This is a genomic window from Pseudomonas sp. NPDC089741 (genome assembly GCF_044748825.1).
Taxonomy (GTDB): domain Bacteria; phylum Pseudomonadota; class Gammaproteobacteria; order Pseudomonadales; family Pseudomonadaceae; genus Aquipseudomonas; species Aquipseudomonas helmanticensis.
This window is the reverse complement of record NZ_JBIVGT010000008.1, coordinates 130,344-150,389: the sequence shown is the minus strand read 5'-3', so window position 1 is coordinate 150,389 and position 20,046 is coordinate 130,344. Positions and strand designations below refer to the sequence as shown.

Below are 20,046 nucleotides of genomic sequence, written 5' to 3'. Positions count from 1 at the left end.
TCAACTCCGTACAAATCAATTCTTGAGCAACAGTGCGCCTTCGATCGGCACGTAACGACTGGCAGCGCGGATCAGCGAATTGGCGGTCAGGCCGGGCACGCCATAGGCGACCGCTTGCACGCCGTGCTTGCTGATGATGCGTTCGAGCAGCATGTCGAAATCACCGTCACCGGAAGCCAGGACGATTTCGTCGACGTGGTCGGCAGCGTCCATGATGTCGAGGGTGATGCCGACGTCCCAATCACCCTTGGCCGAGCCGTCGCTGCGCTGGATGTACGGCTTGAGCTTCACGGTGAAACCGAGGTTGCGCAGGATCTGCTGGAACTGCTGCTGCTTGCTGTCGCCACGGTCGATCGCGTAGGCGTAGGCCTCGACGATCTGCCCGTCCTTGCTGATGTCCGCCCACAGCGCGGCATAGTTGAAGTGGCAACCATAGGCCTGACGCACGGTGTAGTAGAGGTTCTGCACGTCGGCGAACACTGCGATTTTTTTCACCGGAGTTCCTGTGGGCGCGCAAGCGCACGAAGCGGGATCAGGCGCGTGGCCCGAAAAAGGCGCTCAGTATGCCAGTAAAAACCATTGTGGCGAGGGGGCTTGCCCCCGTTGGGTTGCGTAGCGACCCCATCTTTTCCAAGAAAGGCCTGCTGCGCAGTCCAACGGGGGCAAGCCCCCTCGCCACAGAGATTGTGTTGCTTGGTGATTGACCGTTGGTCAGACGAAGGAATCGCCGTCATCGAAGAACGATGAGTTGTCGTCGCTGTAATCGGTGTCGGTGAATCCGCCCTGGTCATTGCCAGCGAAACCGTTGTCCGCCACCCGCTGATCATCGTTCCAGCCGTTGTTGCTCTGGTCGGCGACCTGGGCCGGTTCTTCCTTGATTACCTCAACGATTTCTTCCGGCTGCTGGTTGTGATGGAACAGGCTGCTGATGCCCTGCGCCAGCATCACGCCACCGGCCACACCCGCTGCGGTTTTCAAGGCGCCGCCGAGGAAGCTGCTGCCCGCTGCAGGCGCCGCCTGTTGTGCATAGCCAGGCGGTGCTGCTGCGAAATTCTGTTGCGGCGCGGGCGCCGCGTAGTTCTGCTGCGGCGCCGGTTCACGCCAGCCGCCAGTGGAGGCCGGGGCCGCGCTCGGGGTCGGCGCCGGACGTGGGCTGCCGCCGAAGATGCTCGACAGGAAACCACCACCGCCGCTCGGCGCTGGCGCGGCAGCCTGGGACTTGGCCGACTGCAACTCAGCCTGCAACTGCTGAACCTGCCGGGTCAATTGCTTGTTCTGTTCATCGAGACTTTTCAGCGCAGCCTCTTGCACCAGAATCGCCTGGGTCATGAAATAACCTGCCGCTGGCTGGCGTGTCAGGTGTTCCTTGATCCGCGTCTCGGCCTGGGCGTCGCGCGGGGCTGCCTCCGTTTCGGCCTGTTGCAGCCGGGAAAACAGTCCATCGATCAGGGTTTGCTCTTCGCTGTTCATGGCGACCTCGTAGATTGCCGGGGATAACGTTGCCCTCGTCCACGGTGGACAAGGTGCTCTCCTGTAATGGAGACGGTGACAGGATGTTTCAACGACCTTTACCGAATGTTTACGTTTGTGCCGGCGTCGGCGTCATCGGTTAAAGTGAGCCACTGTTTTCGACCTGCGATACCGACTGATGAATGCCTTCGAAGTACTGCGCGACTCCTTGTATTTTTTCAAACGCCATTTGGTCAGCATCGTGCAGTTGTGCCTGCCGCTGGTGATCTTCGAAGCGGTTTTGCTGCAACTGGTCGATCAGAACAGCGACCCGGACAGCTTTTCCTCCGTCAGCGTGGTCGTCGGCCTGCTGGTTTATCCGTTGTACACCGCGGCACTGATCCTCTTTCTCGACGCGCGTACCCGTGGCGAATCCCCGCGCACCCTTGACCTGCTGGCAATGTCTGCACGCCTGTGGCCGCGTTTCGCCCTGCTCACGGCGCTCAACACCTTGCTGATCCTGCTCGGTCTGTCGCTGTATTTCCTCCCGGGCCTGATGCTGATGGTGATGCTCGCGTTCGGCGAATACCTGTTGGTGCTGCGCGGCCTCGGCCCGTTGCAGGCAATGAAGGAAAGCCTGCGCCTGACCCGTGGCCACTTCTGGCGGATCCTGCTGTGCATTCTGTGCGTGATGACGCCGTTGTGGCTGCTCAAGGGCGCAACGCTGGCGGTGTATCCGGAGCCGCAAAACCCGGTGCTCGCCGTACTGATCGACAGCGCCCACAGCTTCCTGCAACTGTTCACCAGCGTGGTGTTGTTTCGTTTGTTCATGCTGATCAGCGAATCGCCTGACAAACGTGACGGAGCGGTCTGACAGCGCTGCACTTGGGCTTGGCGACCGCGCTCAGGTATGCTCGGGGCCACTTTCTGTAACGCTATAAGCCGAGCCATGACCCGTCTACTGCGCTACACCCTGTTGCTTGTCGTGCTCGCCATCGTACTGATCGGCGGGCTGATCTTCAGCCTGACCTGGCGCCCCGATGCCCGCGAGACCCTGCCGGTCAGCTGCACCGTGACGCCACCGACGCTGGTGCCGGGGCAGGCGCTGAAAGTCATGACCTGGAACGTGCAGTTTCTCGCCGGCAAGCGCTACGTGTTCTGGAATGACCTGGCCCAGGGCGATGATGAATCGCCGACACAAGAAGACATGGCCTTCAGCCTCGACGAAGTGGCGCGGGTGATCCGCGATGAGCAGCCTGATGTGCTGCTGTTGCAGGAACTGGATGACGGCGCCAAGGCCAGCGATTATCAGGATCAACTGAAGCTGTTGCAGGAACGCGTTGCCGATCTGTATCCGTGCAGCGCCAGCGCCTTTGACTGGAAAGCTGACTTCGTCCCCGACCGGCATATCTTCGGCAGCGTCGGTCGGCAATTGGCAACCCTCAGCCGCTATCGCATCGAACACGCCGAACGCCTGCAATTGCCGGTGGCCTCGGCGAATGTCATCAGCCGTCAGTTCCAGCCCAAAGATGCCTTGCTCGCGACCAAGCTGCCGCTCAGCGATGGCGGGCAATTGACCGTGTTCAACACGCACCTCGAACGCGCCAGTCAGCCGAATGACACGCCGCAAGCTCAAGTGGCGGCGGTGGCCAAGGTCCTCGACAAGTATGAAAGCCAGGGCCTGCCGTGGTTGATCGGCGGCGACTTCAATCTGTTGCCGCTGGGCCAGTACCGCCGCTTGCCGGCCGAGCAGCGCACGCCCTACTCCGCCGACAGTGAATTGCATCTGCTGTGGGACAAGTACCCGATGATCCCGACCAACAACGAAGCCAGCGGCATCGACCGCGCACAATGGCTGACCCACTACCCCAACGACCCCGGTCTGAATGGCCCGGATCGCACGGTGGATTACCTGTTCTACAGCCCGAAAATCAAACGCGTGGAAGCGATGGTTCGCCAGGACGATACCCTGCGCATCTCCGATCACTTGCCAGTAATCGCCCGCTTCCTTCTCCCCGCCACTCCCTAATCCACACACCTCCTGTAGGAGCTGCCGCAGGCTGCGATCTCTTGATCTTCAAAACAACATCAAAAGATCGCAGCCTGCGGCAGCTCCTACAGGGGGATATCGGGATCAGTGGACTTCTTCGAGGTCGTCGTGCAGCAGGCCGAAGATCTGCCGTTTCATGTCGATGAACGAGCGCTCCATGACCATGTCCAGCGAGCGCGGGCGTTCGATCGGCACGTCGAGAATCTGTTTGATCCGCCCAGGTTTCGCGCCCATCACATAGACCCGGTCGCCGAGCAGAATGGCTTCGTCGATGTCGTGGGTCACGAACAATACGGTTTTCTTGCTGTTGCCCCACACCCGCAGCAACAGTTGCTGCATCTGCAATCGCGTCTGGCTGTCCAGCGCACCGAACGGTTCGTCCATCAACAGAATCTGCGGATCATTGGCCAACGCGCGAGCAATCGCCACGCGCTGCATCATCCCGCCTGACAGCTGTTTGGCGTAGTTATCGGCGAAACCGGCGAGGCCGACTTCGTTGACGTAGTAATCAACAATCTCCTTGCGCCGCGCCGCCGGCATGCCCCGGCGTTTGAGGCCGAACTCAACGTTCTGGCGCACCGTCAGCCACGGGAACAGCGTGTAACTCTGAAAGACCATGCCGCGATCCGCGCCCGGCCCTTGCACTTGCTGGCCGCCGACATAGATCTCGCCGGAGGTCGGCTCGGCCAGGCCAGCGGTCAGGTACAACAGGCTCGACTTACCGCAACCCGACGGCCCGACCAGCACCGCAAACTGCTGATCCGGCACCTCGAACGACACCTCTTCCAGCGCGGTAAACGTGCCGCCGTCAGGCTTCTTGTAACGCAGGCTGACCTTGTCTACCTGCAAGCGCGCCGCCGCTTGTGCGGGAGTCGCGACCGGTTCGATAAAACGATGATTGGCAGCAGTCACTGAGCCCATGCGGCAACCCTCAGGCGGAGAAAACGGAACAATTGATCGGTGACCAGACCCAACAGGCCGATGATCGCGATGGCGAGGAAAATCACGTCGACCTGAAACCCGCGCATGGCCTTCAGGCTGAGGTAACCCAAACCGCTGGAAGCGGCGACCAGTTCCGCCACCACCAGATACGTCCAGGCCCAGCCCATGGTCACCCGCAAGGTGTCGAGCACGCCCGGCACCGAGGCCGGTGCGATCACATGCAACACGGCGTCGCGGCGACTGGAACCCAAGGTGTAAGAGGCGTTGATCAGATCTTTGGAAATGCCTTTCGAGACGTCAGCAATCATCACCAGTTGCTGGAAGAACACGCCGAAGATAATCACCGAAACCCGCTGCTCGAGACCGATGCCAATCCACAGGATGAACAGCGGCACGAACGAGGTCACCGGCAGGTAACGGATGAAGTTCACCAGCGGCTCAAGGAAGGCCTGGACGATGCGGAAGCTGCCCATCAGCAATCCCAACGGCACCGCCACCAGCGATGACACAATGAAGCCGACCATCACTACTTCGACACTGGCCCAGACATGCGTGCCGAGCGTGCCGTCGCGACCCAGGCGCACGGCAGCTTCGACCACCGCACCCGGCGTCGGCAAAAACATCCCCGGGACGATGCCACCGTAAGAAAGCCCGGCCCAGAGACCGACCAATAACACCCAGGCCAGAGCGCTGGCGCTCCACACCACTTGCACCGGCAACGCGGTTTTCGGTGTGAGGCTGCGGCTCAGCCACGAATTGCGCTTGAACATTGCAGACCTCCTAGAGCGGGCTGACGAAACGGTTGTCGACCAGGTCGTCGTTGCTGACGTTGTACGGTTTGCCCTGCAATTCGCTGGCGGTTTCATTGGCCAGTTTAATCAGCGGTGCGCTGTCGCCCGGCTTGCCCGGTGCGCCAAGGAGTTTCTCGCTCATGGCTTGATCGTAGAAACGCACGCCTTGTGCGGCGGCGGCCAGTTCCTTCGGATCGGACAGGTAACCGCCGACGCCTTTCGCCATGATCTTGTAAGCGTCTTCCGGATGATCCTTGGTGTATTGCACGGCTTTGTACAAACCGCTGACCAGCGCCTTGACGTCTTCCGGCTGCTTGTCGATGACGCTGCAATTGAGTGCGACCACATCGACGATCACACCGGGGGTGCTGCTGCTGTCGATCAGCACTTTGCCTTGCTGCTTGTCGCGGACCATCGACAGGTGCGGTTCCCAAGTGACAGCAGCGGGCACGCGACCGGCGATGAATGCGGTGGCGGCATCGTCAGCGGTCATGTTCTGCACGGTGATGTCGCTCATCTTCATGCCGTTCTTTTTCAGCAGGTAGGAGAGCCAGAACTGCGAGGTTGAACCCTCGTTGACCGCGACGGATTTGCCCTTGAGTTCTTGCAGGCTCTTCACATCTTTACCGACCAGCACACCGTCGCCGCCATGGCTGTCATCCAGCGCCGCGACCGCTTTGAAGCAGAACTGCGGGCGATACTTGAGCACCTCATCGATGGTCGACGCCGAGCCGGACAATTGCCCGGACGCCTGCGCGGCCATGTACATCGACGCCTCTTCGACCACTGGCAATTCGACGGTCAGGCCGTTTTCCTTGAAGTAGCCAAGGTCTTGCGCCAGATAGAGCGTGCCGTAGCCGACCCAGGTGGTGTGGCCGATGGACAAGGTGCCGGCCTGGGCGCTGGTCGCGACCGTGGCGGCCAGAGCGGTGATTGCCAGAGGATGAGTGAGACGAATACACAAGGACTTGATCATGGAGCACTCCCGACGCTGTTGATTTAGTTTTGTCATGGGCAGTACGGTCGCCGGCCGTTGTGCAGTTGCTGCCGTTGGTCTCTCGCGGACGCTTGGGCAGACAACATTCGGCTGGCGGGCAAGATCGATGGTGGCCCATGTGCGCGGTGAGGAAAATCAGGAAATTGTTGGCTGCAAATGATGAAAAAACTGGGTAGTGCGCACCGCTGAAGAGCGGGGTTGGCGGGGATGCTCGACTAGGGTGCAGATCGGGGATTAATGGTGAATTGGAGAATGTCATCGCTGGCAAGCCAGCTCCCACAGTGATTTCAGTTGTATCCCGGTTTTTGTGAACACCAATAAAAACCTGTGGGAGCTGGCTTGCCAGCGATGGCGTCAGGTCAGCCGAAACCTTTGTTGCCTGACCCACCGCATTCGCGAGCAGGCTCACTCCTACAGGGGATCTTGGGTGTGACATAGATCCAGTGTGGGAGCGAGCCTGCTCGCGAAGGGGTGACTCGGTGTTAGCGCAACTGGAACCAGGTGGTTTTCAGTTGGGTGTATTTATCGAACGAATGCAGCGATAGATCCCGGCCAAAACCCGATTGTTTGCCGCCGCCGAAAGGCACGCTGACATCCAGTGCATCCACCGTATTGACCGACACCGTACCAGCGCGCAACTGCCGCGCCACTCGATGGGCGCGGTTAAGGTCATCGGTCCACAGCGACGCCGCCAGCCCGTAGACACTGTCGTTTGCCAACCGCACCGCTTCCTCTTCACTGTCGAATGGCACGACCGCCAGCACTGGCCCAAACACCTCTTCACGAAACAACTGCATATCCGCAGTCACACCGGTAAAAATCGTCGGTTCAATAAAATTATCCGAGCCGTTAAAACGCCGCTGCTGCCCACCACAAACCCGCGTCGCCCCCGACTGCTCGGCATTGCGAATAAAACCCATGATGCTCGCCGTCTGTTTGTGATCGACGATGGCCCCAGCACTGCTCTGCGGATCCAGCGGATCGCCTGGCAACCAACGCTCGGCCTGCGCTTTCAGACGCTCGACGAACTCATCATGAATCGAACGCTGCACCAACAAACGCGAATTGGCCGAGCAGACTTCACCCTGATTGAAGAAGATCCCGAACGCGGCTTTTTCCGCCGCCAGATCGAGATCCTGACAGTCGGCGAACACCAGATTGGCACTCTTGCCGCCGCACTCCAGCCAAACCTGCTTGAGGTTCGATTGCGCGGAGTACTGCATGAAATATTTGCCGACCTGGGTCGAGCCGGTGAACACCAGACAATCGACGTCCGCGTGCAAACCCAGCGCCCTGCCAGTCTGCTCGCCAAGCCCCGGCAACACGTTGAGCACACCCGGCGGCAGCCCCGCTTCCAGCGCCAACTCAGCCAGACGCAACGCTGAAAACGGTGACTGCTCGGCCGGTTTGAGGATCACCGAATTGCCTGCCGCCAGCGCCGGCGCGAGCTTCCATGCAGCCATGTCCAAGGGGAAATTCCACGGCACCACCGCCGCCACCACACCCAGCGCTTCACGGGTAATTGTCGCCAACACATTCGGCGCACTGGGCGCGACCTGATCGTAGAGTTTGTCGATCGCTTCGGCGTACCAGCGGAACACGCCCGCAGCGCCCGGCACATCGATGTTGTAGGCGTCCATCACCGGTTTGCCCATGTTCAGCGAATCGAGCAGCGCCAGTTCTTCACGATGCGTCATCAGCAAATCAGCCAGACGCAACAGCACTTGCTTGCGCTCAGCCGGGGAGCGTTGCGACCAGATACCGGCCTCGAATACTTGCCGCGCATTGCGTACGGCGAGGTCGACATCCTCCTCGCCACACGCCGCAACATTGGCCAGACACTCGCCAGTCGCGGGGTTGATCGCAGCAAACGTCTGCCCCGAACGCGCCGCGCAATGTATGCCGTCAATCACGGCCTGATCGGGAAACTTCAACGCAACGGCACGGCGCTGCCACTCTGCAAGCTCGAACACGACGGATGCTCCTTGGGCTTTATTGTGCCTCGATGGTCGCTCAGCCTCGCGCGGGCTAAAAATAGTAAAAATGTCTTCGCAGGCAATAAAAACACTGGGCAATGACTTCCCCCAAATGCTGCGCAGGTGGCTATGGTTGAGGGATAAGAACATCGTCGTGCAACGGACCTGGCGGCGCACAAATTGCTTGGAAGTCGAGTCCGCTCGTCCTGAGGTTTGCCGTGGCCGCCTACAATTTGCGTCAGCTGAAATACTTCATCACCACCGTCGAATGCGGCAGCGTTGCCGAGGCGTCACGCAAGCTGTATATCGCGCAGCCGGCGATCTCCACCGCGATCAAAGGCCTGGAAGACAGTTTCGGCGTGCAACTGCTGATCCGTCATCACGCCCAAGGTGTGTCGCTGACCCCAAGCGGTGCGCGGTTTTTTCGCAAGGCTCAAGAATTGTTGCGCATGGCCAAGGAGTTCGAGCAGAACGCGTTGGCCGACAACGACATCGTCGCCGGGCAGATCGATATCGGTTGCTTCGAAACGGTAGCGCCGTTGTACTTGCCGCAATTGATCGCCGGGTTCTCGGCGCTGTATCCGGGGGTGAAAATTCGTATCCGTGACGGCGAGCAACAGGAGTTGGTGCAAGGCCTGACGTCGGGCACGTTTGATCTGGTCATCCTGTATGAACATGAGCTCGACGCGACGATCCAGACCGAGCCGCTGATGCCCGCGCAACGGCCGTATGCGCTGCTACCCGCCGACCATCGTTTTGCCGAGTACAAGCAGGTTTCACTGCGCGACTTGTGCCTGGAACCGATGATCCTGCTCGACGTGCAGCCGAGCCGGACTTATTTCGTCAGCCTCTTCGAAGAGCTGGGCTTAACACCGCGTATCGAGTTCAGTTCACCCTCGATCGAGATGGTGCGCGGGATGGTTGGCCAGGGTTTCGGCTTCTCGATTCTGGTCACCCGCCCGCATTCGGAATGCACCTACGACGGCAAGAAAGTCGTGTGCGTGGACATCGTCGAAGACGTCACCGGTTCAGGCTTGGTCGCCGCGTGGCTCAAGCGTGGGCAACTGACCAAACCGGCGCAGTTGTTCGCCGATTATTGCCGCGAACAACTGACGGCCAAGACCCACCACTAAAAATCGGATCATGCCGCAAAAACCTGTGGGAGCGAGCCTGCTCGCGAAGGCGTAGTATCAGGCAACAGATGCGTCGACTGAAACGACGCCTTCGCGAGCAGGCTCGCTCCCACAGTAGATCGGTGTCGGACCGTAATTCTGTGGCCGATTCAATCCTGTAGGAGCTGCCGAAGGCTGCGATCTTTTGACCTTCACGTACCGCGCGGCTTGGCCCGCGCAGTCGCCTCGGCCACCAACGGATCATCCGGCCAGTAATGCTTCGGATAGCGTCCCTTCAAATCCTTCTTCACCTCGGCATAGGTACTGCGCCAGAAGTTCGCCAGATCCTGCGTCACCTGCACCGGTCGCCGCGCCGGCGACAGCAGATGCAACTTGACCACCTGCCGCCCGCCGGCAATCCGTGGCGTATCCGCCAGCCCGAACAACTCCTGCAAACGCACCGCAAGAATCGGTGGAAACTCGCTGTAGTCCAGACGAATCGACGACCCCGACGGTACGCTCAAATGATGCGGCGCCAGCTCATCGAGCTTTTGCGGCAACGGCCACGGCAGCAGGTTGCGAACGATGCTCGACAGATCGAGATTGGCAAAATGACTGAGCCGCGAGACCTTGCCCAGATACGGCATCAGCCAATCTTCGAGGGTGTCCAGCAGCGTCGCATCACTGACATCCGGCCATTGGCTTTCAGCTTGCGAACCCAATTCAAGCTGCCGCAACAACGCCACCCGCGCCTGCCACTGACGCAGTTCGGGCGTCCACGGCAGCAACTCCAGACCTTTGCGCCGCACCAGATTGACCAGCGCCTGACTGCGCGCATTTTCGTCGAGACCGGTCAGCGGCTCACGGCTGAGAATCAGCTCGCCGACCTTGCGCTGACGCTCGGCGCGCAACACGCCTTCGCGCTCGTCCCAGTCGAGTTGATCGACATTGCGTACCTGTTCGGCGAGCACGGAATCGAACAGCGCCGGATCGAAATCCGCCGCCAGATAAATCCGTTCTTCGCGCTGGCCCTGACGGCTGCCGAGGTCGGCGATGACGATCCACGGCTCTTTCATCAGGCTGTCGGCTTCGGCGAACAGCGCCGCGCGACCGTTGGCCAGACGATATTCCGCGCCACCGGCACGCCGCTGTTGCGCGACGCGATCCGGATACGCCAGCGCCAGCAAGGCACCGAGCCAGCGCGGATGATTGGGATCGCTGACCGGCTCGCTGGCCTTGCCGCGCAGGTAACCGCGATATTGCCGCGCCAATTGCCGGGCACGTTGCACGCCGCCCTGCGCACCACGGGCGGCGCGTTCTTCGCCGGAAAGCAGGACCAGCCGACTGTGCAGATCCGCCCCGGCACCGCGCAAGATATCGCGCTCGCCGAGCAACGCGGCGACGTCGCACGCCATGTTGGCCAGACCCAACGCCTGACCGCGAAGGAGCAAATGACCGATGCGCGGATGCGCCGGCAACTCAGCCATGGCCTGACCGTGAGTGGTCAGCGCTTCGCCTTCCAGCGCACCGAGTCGTTGCAGCAAATCCTGCGCCTGTGCATAAGCGGCGGCTGGCGGAACATCGAGCCAGACCAGTTCGCCCGGCGTCACCCCCCAACGTCCGAGTTGCAGCGCGAGGCTGGCGAGATCCGCCGAAAGAATTTCCGCACTGCCATAAGCAGCGAGTTGTTCGTGTTGATCCTGCGACCACAAGCGATAACAAACACCCGGTTCCAGTCGCCCTGCCCGACCGGCACGCTGAGTGGCGCTGGCCTTGGAAATCCGTTGGGTATCGAGGCGCGTCATGCCGCTGCCGGGATCGAAACGCGGCACCCGCGCCAGCCCGGCGTCGATCACCACGCGCACGCCGTTGATGGTCAGGCTGGTCTCGGCGATGTTGGTCGCCAGCACCACTTTGCGCTGGCCGACCGGGGCCGGATCGATCGCCGCGCGCTGCGCATTGAGGTCGAGTTCACCGTGCAACGGGCAGAGCAAAACGTCACTGCGCTCACCGATCGCGTCGGCCAATTGTTGATGCACACGACGAATTTCCGCCTGCCCCGGCAGAAACACCAACACGCTGCCGGTTTCATCGTGCAGCGCTTCAAGCACGGTTTGCGTAACACGCTGATCGATGTATTCGCCGGGCTGAAACGGCCGCCCCCAACGCATCGTCACCGGATACATGCGGCCTTCGCTGCGCAGGATCGGCGCGTCGTCGAGCAATCCGGCCAGACGTTCACCTTCCAGCGTGGCCGACATCAGCAGAATCTTCAGCGGCTGTTCAGCTCGAAACAACTCGCGACCGTTCAGACTTAAGGCCAGCGCCAGATCGGCGTCGAGGCTGCGTTCGTGAAATTCGTCGAAGATCAGCAGGCCCACGCCTTCCAGCGCCGGGTCGTCCTGCAAGCGCCGGGTGAGAATGCCTTCGGTGACCACTTCGATACGTGTGTTGGGGCCGACCTTGCTGTCGAGGCGAATGCGATAACCGACGGTTTCACCGACCTTCTCGCCCAGCTCACTGGCCAGACGCTCTGCAGCTGCACGCGCGGCGAGACGGCGCGGTTCAAGCATCAGAATGGTCTGCCCGGCCAGCCACGCTTCATTGAGCAGGGCCAAGGGCACACGGGTGGTTTTACCGGCGCCGGGCGGAGCTTCGAGCACGGCTTCGTGGCGTGTCGCGAGGGCTTCACGCAGGGCGGGTAAAACATCGTCGATCGGCAAAGAATTCATGCTGGCTCCCAAACAGAGGGCCGAGTATAACGGCGAACTGCAAGGCGTTCGTCAGGGTCTTAACTTCACTCGACAACGCTTCGTTCTTAGATCAATCAGGAGATTTCCCCATGCGCTTACCTTTTCGCCTGATCGGCGGTGTACTGGTCGCCACCCTGCTCACGCAAATCACCGCGTGCGGTTCGATTTTCTACCCGGACCGTCGCGGTCAGATCGACGGCAAAGTCGACCCGGCGATTGCCGTGCTGGATGCCGTGGGCCTGCTGTTCTATATCATTCCCGGCCTGATCGCGTTTGCCGTCGATTTCGCCACTGGCGCGATCTACTTCGAACCGGGCCACACCGCGCAGATCGATCCGGCCAAGCTCAAACAAGCCATCGGCCCGGACGGTCAGGTCGATAATCACAAGCTACAGGCTATTCTCGAAAGCGAACTTGGACGGGACTTTCCTCTGGACGACCCGCGCCTGATTCAGCACAAGGGCAGTACTCAACAACTGGCCATGTTCGGCCTGCAACCCGCCGCTTAAAAGGACGTTCAATGACCACCAGCCCCGAACACGCCCGCCTCCTGCGGCTGGCGACCCGCGCCTCGGTGGCGGTCGCCTGCACGCTGATCGTCGCCAAAGCCATCGCCTGGTGGCTGAGCGGTTCAGTCAGCATGCTCGCCGGCCTCACCGACTCGGCGCTGGATGGCATCACCTCGATGCTCAATCTGCTGGCGGTGCATTACGCGTTGCGTCCGGCCGATGACGATCACCGTTATGGCCACGGCAAGGCGGAATCGCTGGCGGGCATGGCGCAGGCATTGTTCATTGGCGGCAGTGCGGTGCTGATCGCGTTCCAGGCGTACGAACGATTGCATTATCCGCAACCGCTTGGCGCGCCATGGCTGAGCATCGGTGTGATCGTGTTTTCGCTGCTGCTGACGGCGGCGCTGCTGGTGTTGCAGCATCGGGTGATCAAGCAGACCGGTTCCAACGCCGTACGCGCCGATTCGCTGCACTATCGTTCGGACATGTTGCTCAACGGCAGCATTCTGATCGCGCTGATCCTCGCCGGGTTCGGCTTTGATCAACTGGATGCGTGGTTCGGTCTGGGCATTGCTGCGTACATTCTGTGGAGCGCGATCCAGATCGCCCGGGAAAGTTTTTCGGTGCTGATGGATGAGGAGCTGCCGGCGGACGTCAGTCAGCACATGCTCGAACTGGCCTGCAGTGTGCCGGGGGTGTTGGGCGCGCATGACTTGCGCACGCGGATCTCCGGCAACCACTGGTTCGTGCAGTTGCACCTGGAATTGCCGGGAGAATTGACCCTGTCAGTGGCGCACGGCATCAGCGATCAAGCCGCCGATGCCATCCACAAAGCCTACCCGCGAGCCGAAGTGCTGGTGCACGCCGACCCGCAAGAAGTGGTGCTGGCCGCCCGGGCTCAGTAGCTGACCTGATAACCGCGACTGCTCAGGCAATTGCCCTGCGCCTGACGGTACGCCTGAACCACTTCGGGCGCCGGTTGATACGTCGCGGTGCGCGGGTCGAAGCCGCTTTGCTGCACGGCGTACTGATAACACTGGTAACCGTCCTGCTGCACTTGCTCCGGCGACTGGCCGTTGGCCGGATAGGCTTCGACGTCATAACCCTGGGATTGCGGCTGCGGTTGCGGCTGTTGCTGCACAGGCGGCTCGACGACCACGTAATCCTGCGTCGCTTCCTGATAGGCGTAATAGGAACCGGCGGCGAGGAACAGCAGCGATCCACCGATCCACACTTCGCGGGCATAATCCGGCAGATACTGCGTGCGGATCCCGCGCGGCGGCTGCACGACGATGTAGCGTGGGCCTTGCGGGCGATACCAGTAACCGCCGGAATAGAAGTAATCCTGACCACGATACGGCACGCGGTAATCGCGGTCCGGGAAGCGGTCGATCACATGCCCCGGCCGATATTGCGGGCCTGGCCCCCACCCATTGCCATGCCCGTCCGGACGCCCCGGCCAGCGATTGTCATCGGGCGGCCGGTTATTGGTCTGCCAATGCTGATTGTTGTAACCGTTCTGCGGACGCTCGTCGCGGTAGTAACCCTGGCGTGGCTCCTGCGTCTGGCGCACGGCGTCGGGGCGCGGCTGGATCGGCAGGCTGTTGGCCGGCAGTTGTGGCGGCGGTGGCGGCTGGCGTACCGGATTGGGGTTGTACGCGGGACGGTTCTGATCGTGGTTCTGCCACTGGCCATTATTGTTGTGCTGCTGGCCGTTGTGCTCGAACTGGCGGCTGTTGTCGCCACGAATGATCTCGTTGTTCTGTGGCCGCGGTTGATTCTGCGGCGGCTGATTTTGAGATGGATTGTTCTGCGGGCGCGGCTGGTTGTTGCCGCCATGGCCCTGATTGTTGCCCTGATGATCCTGGCCATGGCCACCGCCATCCGGTCCACGATTCTGCGGTTCATCGGCAAGCGTTTGCACACTGACACTCACACACAGCAAACCAACACCGGCCAGACGCCAGATGCGCGAATTCATGCTTTTCCTCACTGCGGGACCTGCAAAGGTAAGAGGGCTTGTAGCTAAGACCGGGAATACCCACGGCGGGTTCTGCAACAGGTTATCAGTCGCGCAACTTATTTATTGAGCGCGACCGCATGAAATCGCAGGCAAGAAAAAAGGGAGACCCGTCGGCCTCCCTTCTAGAGAACTTCGTCCTGGCTCGACGCTTTTGACGTCGGCTCACCTCACGCCGTCTTCTGGACAGTGTGCAGCTCGGGGGCCGGCACAACCCCGGTGGGGGTGGCGGCCGCGGCGGGCCTGATAGGGCGGGCCGCGTGGACTGTGTTACCGAGCAGTGATTCTGGTGATAAGAATAGGCCCGAGGCGGCGACAGATGATTGCGAAGATTGCTGAAATAAACACCACTTGCGCAATTTTTAACCCTGGATAGATAATCCGCCGCAATAGTTACAACCAAGGACAGATTGATGAGCAAACTCGACCGTTACGACCTGAGCATTTTGGCGGAATTGCAGCGCGATGCCCGCATCTCCAACCAGGAATTGGCCGAGCGCATCGGTCTGTCGCCTTCGCCATGCTCGCGACGGGTCAAGCAGTTGGAAGACGACGGCTACATCTCACGCCAGGTGGCGTTGCTTGATCGCAAAATGCTCGGGCTGAGCCTGACCGCGTACGTGCTGATCGGCATGGACCGCCATACCCCTGAGCGTTTCGAGAATTTTGAGGCGGCGATTCGCACGTTGCCGCAGGTGTTGGAGTGCAGCCTGGTGACGGGCGTGGATGCCGATTACCAGTTGAAAGTAGTGGTGCCGGACATGGATCACTATCAGAAACTGTTGCTGGGGCATCTCACCCGGATTGAGGGCGTGACCAGCGTGCGCTCGAGTTTTGTGCTGAATCAGGTGTTGAACAGCACGGAACTACCCTTGACCCACCTGCGCAACTGATCAAAAGCCCCTCACCCCAGCCCTCTCTCAGGGGGAGAGGGGCCGACCGAGAGATGCTGAAGAAGTACGCCGACCTGAGCGTTCTGCTGTGAATCCATAATCGACTCGATCTTTCAGGTCGATGTATCACGCCAGACACCTCGGTTAGTCCCCTCTCCCCCGGGAGAGGGCTAGGGTGAGGGCCACAGTTCCGGATCAGCCCCAGATCAATGCCTCCCCGCATACCTTGGCGTATACTCGCCGCGCCCTTTTAGCCGCGTGAGTGCCGGAGATAGCCAATGGATCCTGCAGTATTGGAAGAGTGGATGATGACCGGCCTGGTCAGCATCCTGATCATTTTCATGGGTTTCATCGTCTGGGATCTGGCGAAGAAGTCCAAGGCCGGGCGCTTTGGCTCGTTCATTCTGTTCTTCGTGCTGGGCCTGGGCGTGGCCGCATTCATCATCAAGAGTGTGGTGATCGGCCTGATCGAATCCGGCGCTCTATAGGCGCGCCGGCACTTCTTTCCACTGGCCCTGATCAAGCCCTTCGATCGACCAGCCACCAATCTTCACCCGCACCAGGCGCAACGTCGGCAGGCCGACCGCCGCCGTCATGCGTCGCACCTGACGGTTGCGCCCTTCGCGAATCACCAATTCCAGCCATGAGGTCGGTACGGTCATGCGAAAGCGCACCGGAGGGTTGCGCGGCCACAACTGCGGTTCTTCCAGCTGCCGTGCTTCGGCGGGTAACGTCATACCGTCGTTCAGTTCGACGCCGTCACGCAAACGCTGCAACTGCTCGGCTGTCGGCACGCCTTCGACCTGCACCCAATAAGTCTTGGCCAGCTTGTGTTTCGGATCGGCAATCCGCGCCTGCAACTGGCCGTCGTTGGTCAATAGCAGCAAACCTTCGCTGTCACGATCAAGTCGCCCGGCCGGATAGATGCCGGGCACATCGATGAAATCCTTGAGCGTCGCCCGCCCCTCACCGTCGCTGAATTGTGTCAGCACATCGAACGGTTTGTTGAACAGGATCAGTTTCGGCTCGGCCGGTGGTGCCTTGGCAACACGGCGCGGTGAAGAAGACTGAGGCTTCGCGCCGGGGCGGCGGGAAGGTGGACGCTGCGGACTGGACATGGCGAAAAAGAACATCTAACGGTCGGGACTGACAATGCTAGTGCCCCGACCGTCAAATGACCACGACTAACCGTTAACGGAACGGCGGTTCGTCGAAGCTGCGCAGTTTGCGCGAGTGCAGCGAGTTGAGTTCGGTGCGCAGCAGGTCCACCGCTTCGATGCCGATCTTCAAGTGCTGGCTGACCGCGCGTTCATAGAAAGCGTTGGCCGAGCCGGGCAGCTTGATTTCACTGTGCAGCGGTTTGTCCGAAACGCACAGCAACGTGCCGTACGGCACCCGCAGGCGATAACCCTGCGCGGCAATCGTGCCGCTTTCCATGTCCACCGCGACCGCGCGGGACAGGTTGATCAGCGGCCGCTCCTGCGCCCAACGCAATTCCCAGTTCCGGTCGTCGTAAGTCAACACGGTACCGGTGCGCAGGCGTTTTTTCAGGTCGTCGCCCTTTTCGCCGGTGACATTCGCCGCTGCTTGTTGCAGCGCCATTTGCACTTCGGCCAGTGCCGGGATCGGAATATTCGGCGGCACCACGCGGTCAAGAATGCCGTCTCGACGCATGTAGGCGTGGGCCAGCACGTAGTCGCCGATGGTTTGCGACTGACGCAGACCGCCGCAGTGGCCGATCATCAGCCAGCAATGCGGACGCAGTACGGCCAAGTGGTCGGTGATGTTCTTGGCGTTGGACGGGCCGACACCAATGTTCACCAATGTCACGCCGTGGCCATCGCTGGCCATCAGGTGATACGCCGGCATCTGGTAACGGTGCCAGACCACACCGGCAGCAATCGCCGACGCTTCGCCGTGATCCATGCCCTTCTCGATGATCACGTTGCCCGGCAAGACCATGCGCACGAAACGCGGGTCGCTGCGCAGTTGCTCCAGACCATGAACGATGAACTGGTCGACGTAGCGGTGATAGTTGGTCAGCAGAATCCACGGCTGCACATGGCGCCAGTCGCTGCCGGTGTAATGCACCAGGCGGCGCAGCGAGAAATCCACGCGCGCGGCGTCGAACAGCGCCAGCGGCAGCGGATCGGTGTTTTCCCAATCGTAGAGGCCGTCGGCGATGCCATCGGTGGCGGCGGACAGGTCGGTACTCGGGAACACCCGCGCCAGCACCGCAGCGGTGACACCGGAACCGGCCAGTTCATCGCCCTGCTCGACCACATACGGATACGGAATGTTTTGCTGACTGACGCCGACTTCGACGGTCACGGTGAAGTCGTGCATCAGCGGCACAAGTTGTTCGAGCAGGTATTTGCGGAACGCCGCCGGGTGGGTGACGGTGACGCTGTAGGTGCCCGGCAATTGCACTTTGGCGTAAGCGCGGGTGGTCTGCGGCACTTCGCCCTGGCAATGATAGGTCAGACGCAGTTCGGGATAACGAAACAGGGCACGCTGCGCCGCGTCGGGTTCGACGCGATCCTTGAGGTAACGCTTGAGCGCCGAGTTCAGCGCACTGGTGGCCCGCTCATGCAGCTCGGCCAGACGATCCACGGCTTGTTCGGCGGTTTGAACAACAATAAACGCTTCGGTCACGATCAGCTTCCTGTGTTCTGACTTGCAGAGCTTCATCTTGCCTGCATCGTGGCGTCACGGGAACAGTGGCATGTTGGCAACCGCACAATATAAGCGCCACCACGATCCCTGTAGGAGCTGCCGCAGGCTGCGATCTTTTGATCTTGTTTTTAAAAGATCAGATCAAAAGATCGCAGCCTGCGGCAGCTCCTACAGGAGAAGTGTGTGATTACTCACCTTGGGGGGTTGCGCGGGTGACGAGGGCTTCGACGTCCACACCGCGTGGCAAGGCGCCGTAGACCCGGCCGCCAGCGCTCAGGCGGCTGGCAATGAAGGCGTCGCTGACCGTTGAATTTCCGGCCTCCAACAGGAGCTTGGCCTGCAAACCGAGCGCGATGTCTTCGGTCAGTTGCCGCGCCCGGTATTGAATGTCGCTGGTGTCCTTGAACTGCGCCTGCAACTGCTGAATATGCGCGGCCAGGCGTTTGTCGCCATGGCCGTCGCCGAGTTCGCTGAACAACACATCGAGCACACCCGGTTCTTTCGACAGCGCCCTCAGCACATCCAGGCATTGCACATTCCCCGAGCCTTCCCACGTCGAGTTCACCGGCGCCTCGCGATACAGGCGCGGCAGGATGCTCTCCTCGACATACCCGGCGCCGCCCATGCATTCCGCCGCTTCGTTGATCATCGCCGGCGCACGCTTGCAGATCCAGTACTTGCCCACCGCTGTTACCAACCGGGCGAATTGCGCTTCGTGACGATCATCCAGATGATCCAGCGCTTTGCCCATGCGCAAACTGAGGGCCAGCGCGGCTTCGCTTTCCAGCGCCAGATCGGCGAGGACGTTCTGCATCAACGGCTGTTCACTGAGCAGCTTGCCGCCGACCTTGCGGTGCGCGCAGTGGTGACTGGCCTGGGTCAACGCCTGACGCATCAGCGCGCTGGAGCCGACCATGCAATCGAAACGGGTCATCGCGACCATTTCGATAATGGTCGGCACGCCGCGCCCTTCTTCGCCGACCATCCACGCCAGCGCGCCACGGAATTCCACTTCGCTGGAGGCGTTGGACTGGTTGCCGAGTTTGTTTTTCAGACGCTGGATGTAGAACTGATTGCGCGTGTCGTCCGGGCGATGGCGCGGCAGCAGGAAACAACTCAAACCCTTGTCGGTCTGCGCCAGCGTCAGGAAGGCATCGCACATTGGTGCCGAGCAAAACCACTTGTGGCCGACCAGTTCATAGGCCTGGCCCGGACCGCTGGCACCGACCGGATACGCCTTGGTGGTGTTGGCGCGCACGTCGGTGCCGCCCTGTTTTTCGGTCATGGCCATGCCGATGGTCACACCGGCCTTGTGGGCCATGCCGACGTTGCGCGGGTCGTATTGGGTGGCGAGGACTTTCGGTAGCCATTGCTCAGCGAGGTTCGGCTGCAAGCGCAAGGCCGGCACGCTGGCAAAGGTCATGGTCAATGGGCAGCCGCTACCGGCCTCGGCCTGGCTGTGCAGATAACTCATCGAGGCGCGGGCGACGTGAGCGCCGTCCTGCGGATGGGTCCATGGCAGCGAGGTCAGGCCATGCTCGATCGCCGTGCGCATCAGCTCGTGATAGGCCGGATGAAATTCCACCAGATCGATGCGATGACCGTAACGGTCATGGCTGGCAAACGTTGGTTTGTTCTGATTGGCGAGGAACCCGGCCTCCATCAGCGGCCCGCCCGCGAGCGCGCCGTAGGCATCGATCCGTGACTCGGCCCAACCGGCACCAAAGCGCCGCGACCATTCCTGCAACGGTAAGTCGATGCGGTACAGGTTGGTGCCGTCCAGCGACGGTGGCTGGTTGGTGACTTCGTGGGTTTCGGCAAACTGATGCAGGTTCATGACGGGCTCCTTTGCTCAACCAAGGAACTCAGTTAAGC

18 protein-coding genes are annotated in these 20,046 nt (G+C 60.9%); 7 read left to right on the top strand and 11 right to left on the bottom strand.

Features of this window, described 5'->3' with window-relative positions:
* Positions 1–15: 15 nt before the first annotated feature.
* Together ACIPZE_RS11500 and ACIPZE_RS11495 are read right to left on the bottom strand one after the other, a co-directional pair.
* Positions 16–495 (bottom strand): NYN domain-containing protein, encoded by a 480-nt coding sequence (locus ACIPZE_RS11500; RefSeq protein WP_007949802.1) that lies wholly within the window; start codon positions 493–495, stop codon positions 16–18.
* 216 nt (positions 496–711) lie between these two features.
* Complete coding sequence (locus ACIPZE_RS11495; RefSeq protein ID WP_400772915.1) at positions 712–1,470, bottom strand: DUF2076 domain-containing protein; 759 nt, start codon at positions 1,468–1,470, stop codon at positions 712–714.
* 178 nt (positions 1,471–1,648) lie between these two features.
* On the opposite strand from ACIPZE_RS11495, the gene ACIPZE_RS11490 reads away from it, so the two are divergent.
* Together ACIPZE_RS11490 and ACIPZE_RS11485 are read left to right on the top strand one after the other, a co-directional pair.
* Complete coding sequence (locus ACIPZE_RS11490) at positions 1,649–2,323, top strand: YciC family protein (RefSeq protein WP_283438764.1); 675 nt, start codon at positions 1,649–1,651, stop codon at positions 2,321–2,323.
* 75 nt (positions 2,324–2,398) lie between these two features.
* Positions 2,399–3,478: an endonuclease/exonuclease/phosphatase family protein gene (locus tag ACIPZE_RS11485; RefSeq protein WP_400772913.1), complete on the top strand. Its 1,080-nt coding sequence runs from the start codon at positions 2,399–2,401 to the stop codon at positions 3,476–3,478.
* A 105-nt stretch (positions 3,479–3,583) separates the two neighbouring features.
* Here the strand turns inward: ACIPZE_RS11485 and ACIPZE_RS11480 are convergent, their stop codons facing one another.
* The 4 genes from ACIPZE_RS11480 to ACIPZE_RS11465 form a co-directional block, all read right to left on the bottom strand.
* A complete protein-coding gene (locus tag ACIPZE_RS11480) occupies positions 3,584–4,420 on the bottom strand; it encodes an ABC transporter ATP-binding protein (protein WP_283438766.1) in 837 nt (278 codons plus the stop codon).
* The gene (locus tag ACIPZE_RS11475) at positions 4,408–5,211 is read right to left on the bottom strand and encodes an ABC transporter permease (protein ID WP_123375883.1); all 804 of its coding nucleotides are present in this window, start codon (positions 5,209–5,211) and stop codon (positions 4,408–4,410) included. The genes ACIPZE_RS11480 and ACIPZE_RS11475 overlap by 13 nt, the downstream gene beginning before the upstream one ends.
* 10 nt (positions 5,212–5,221) lie before the next feature.
* Positions 5,222–6,208, bottom strand: a complete 987-nt coding sequence (locus ACIPZE_RS11470) for an ABC transporter substrate-binding protein (RefSeq protein ID WP_283438767.1) — start codon at positions 6,206–6,208, stop codon at positions 5,222–5,224.
* A 503-nt stretch (positions 6,209–6,711) separates the two neighbouring features.
* Positions 6,712–8,202 (bottom strand): aldehyde dehydrogenase, encoded by a 1,491-nt coding sequence (locus ACIPZE_RS11465; protein ID WP_400772910.1) that lies wholly within the window; start codon positions 8,200–8,202, stop codon positions 6,712–6,714.
* Positions 8,203–8,423: 221 nt separating this feature from the next.
* On the opposite strand from ACIPZE_RS11465, the gene ACIPZE_RS11460 reads away from it, so the two are divergent.
* A complete protein-coding gene (locus tag ACIPZE_RS11460; RefSeq protein WP_129395642.1) occupies positions 8,424–9,338 on the top strand; it encodes a LysR family transcriptional regulator in 915 nt (304 codons plus the stop codon).
* Positions 9,339–9,529: 191 nt separating this feature from the next.
* On the opposite strand, the gene hrpB is transcribed toward ACIPZE_RS11460, so the two are convergent.
* Positions 9,530–12,049, bottom strand: a complete 2,520-nt coding sequence (gene hrpB / locus ACIPZE_RS11455) for an ATP-dependent helicase HrpB (RefSeq protein ID WP_400772908.1) — start codon at positions 12,047–12,049, stop codon at positions 9,530–9,532.
* 110 nt (positions 12,050–12,159) lie between these two features.
* On the opposite strand from hrpB, the gene ACIPZE_RS11450 reads away from it, so the two are divergent.
* Both ACIPZE_RS11450 and ACIPZE_RS11445 read left to right on the top strand, forming a co-directional pair.
* Entirely contained in the window at positions 12,160–12,579 is a 420-nt protein-coding gene (locus tag ACIPZE_RS11450; protein ID WP_034153788.1) for a hypothetical protein, read from the top strand.
* Positions 12,580–12,590: 11 nt separating this feature from the next.
* A complete protein-coding gene (locus ACIPZE_RS11445; protein WP_400772906.1) occupies positions 12,591–13,487 on the top strand; it encodes a cation diffusion facilitator family transporter in 897 nt (298 codons plus the stop codon).
* Here ACIPZE_RS11445 and ACIPZE_RS11440 read toward each other — a convergent pair.
* Positions 13,481–14,563: a DUF6515 family protein gene (locus ACIPZE_RS11440; RefSeq protein WP_400772905.1), complete on the bottom strand. Its 1,083-nt coding sequence runs from the start codon at positions 14,561–14,563 to the stop codon at positions 13,481–13,483. The genes ACIPZE_RS11445 and ACIPZE_RS11440 overlap by 7 nt on opposite strands.
* A gap of 452 nt (positions 14,564–15,015) precedes the next feature.
* Between ACIPZE_RS11440 and ACIPZE_RS11435 the strand changes: the two genes are divergently transcribed.
* The gene (locus tag ACIPZE_RS11435) at positions 15,016–15,495 is read left to right on the top strand and encodes an Lrp/AsnC family transcriptional regulator (RefSeq protein ID WP_008081091.1); all 480 of its coding nucleotides are present in this window, start codon (positions 15,016–15,018) and stop codon (positions 15,493–15,495) included.
* Positions 15,496–15,773: 278 nt separating this feature from the next.
* Entirely contained in the window at positions 15,774–15,983 is a 210-nt protein-coding gene (locus tag ACIPZE_RS11430; protein ID WP_129395647.1) for a DUF2788 domain-containing protein, read from the top strand.
* Here ACIPZE_RS11430 and ACIPZE_RS11425 read toward each other — a convergent pair.
* The 3 genes from ACIPZE_RS11425 to ACIPZE_RS11415 form a co-directional block, all read right to left on the bottom strand.
* On the bottom strand, positions 15,978–16,613 hold the full coding sequence (locus ACIPZE_RS11425) for a pseudouridine synthase (RefSeq protein WP_400772970.1): 636 nt from the start codon (positions 16,611–16,613) through the stop codon (positions 15,978–15,980). The genes ACIPZE_RS11430 and ACIPZE_RS11425 overlap by 6 nt on opposite strands.
* A 73-nt stretch (positions 16,614–16,686) precedes the next feature.
* The gene (gene amn, locus ACIPZE_RS11420) at positions 16,687–18,186 is read right to left on the bottom strand and encodes an AMP nucleosidase (protein ID WP_283438772.1); all 1,500 of its coding nucleotides are present in this window, start codon (positions 18,184–18,186) and stop codon (positions 16,687–16,689) included.
* 172 nt (positions 18,187–18,358) lie between these two features.
* The gene (locus ACIPZE_RS11415; protein WP_400772902.1) at positions 18,359–20,008 is read right to left on the bottom strand and encodes an acyl-CoA dehydrogenase family protein; all 1,650 of its coding nucleotides are present in this window, start codon (positions 20,006–20,008) and stop codon (positions 18,359–18,361) included.
* Between the last annotated feature and the right edge of the window lie 38 nt (positions 20,009–20,046).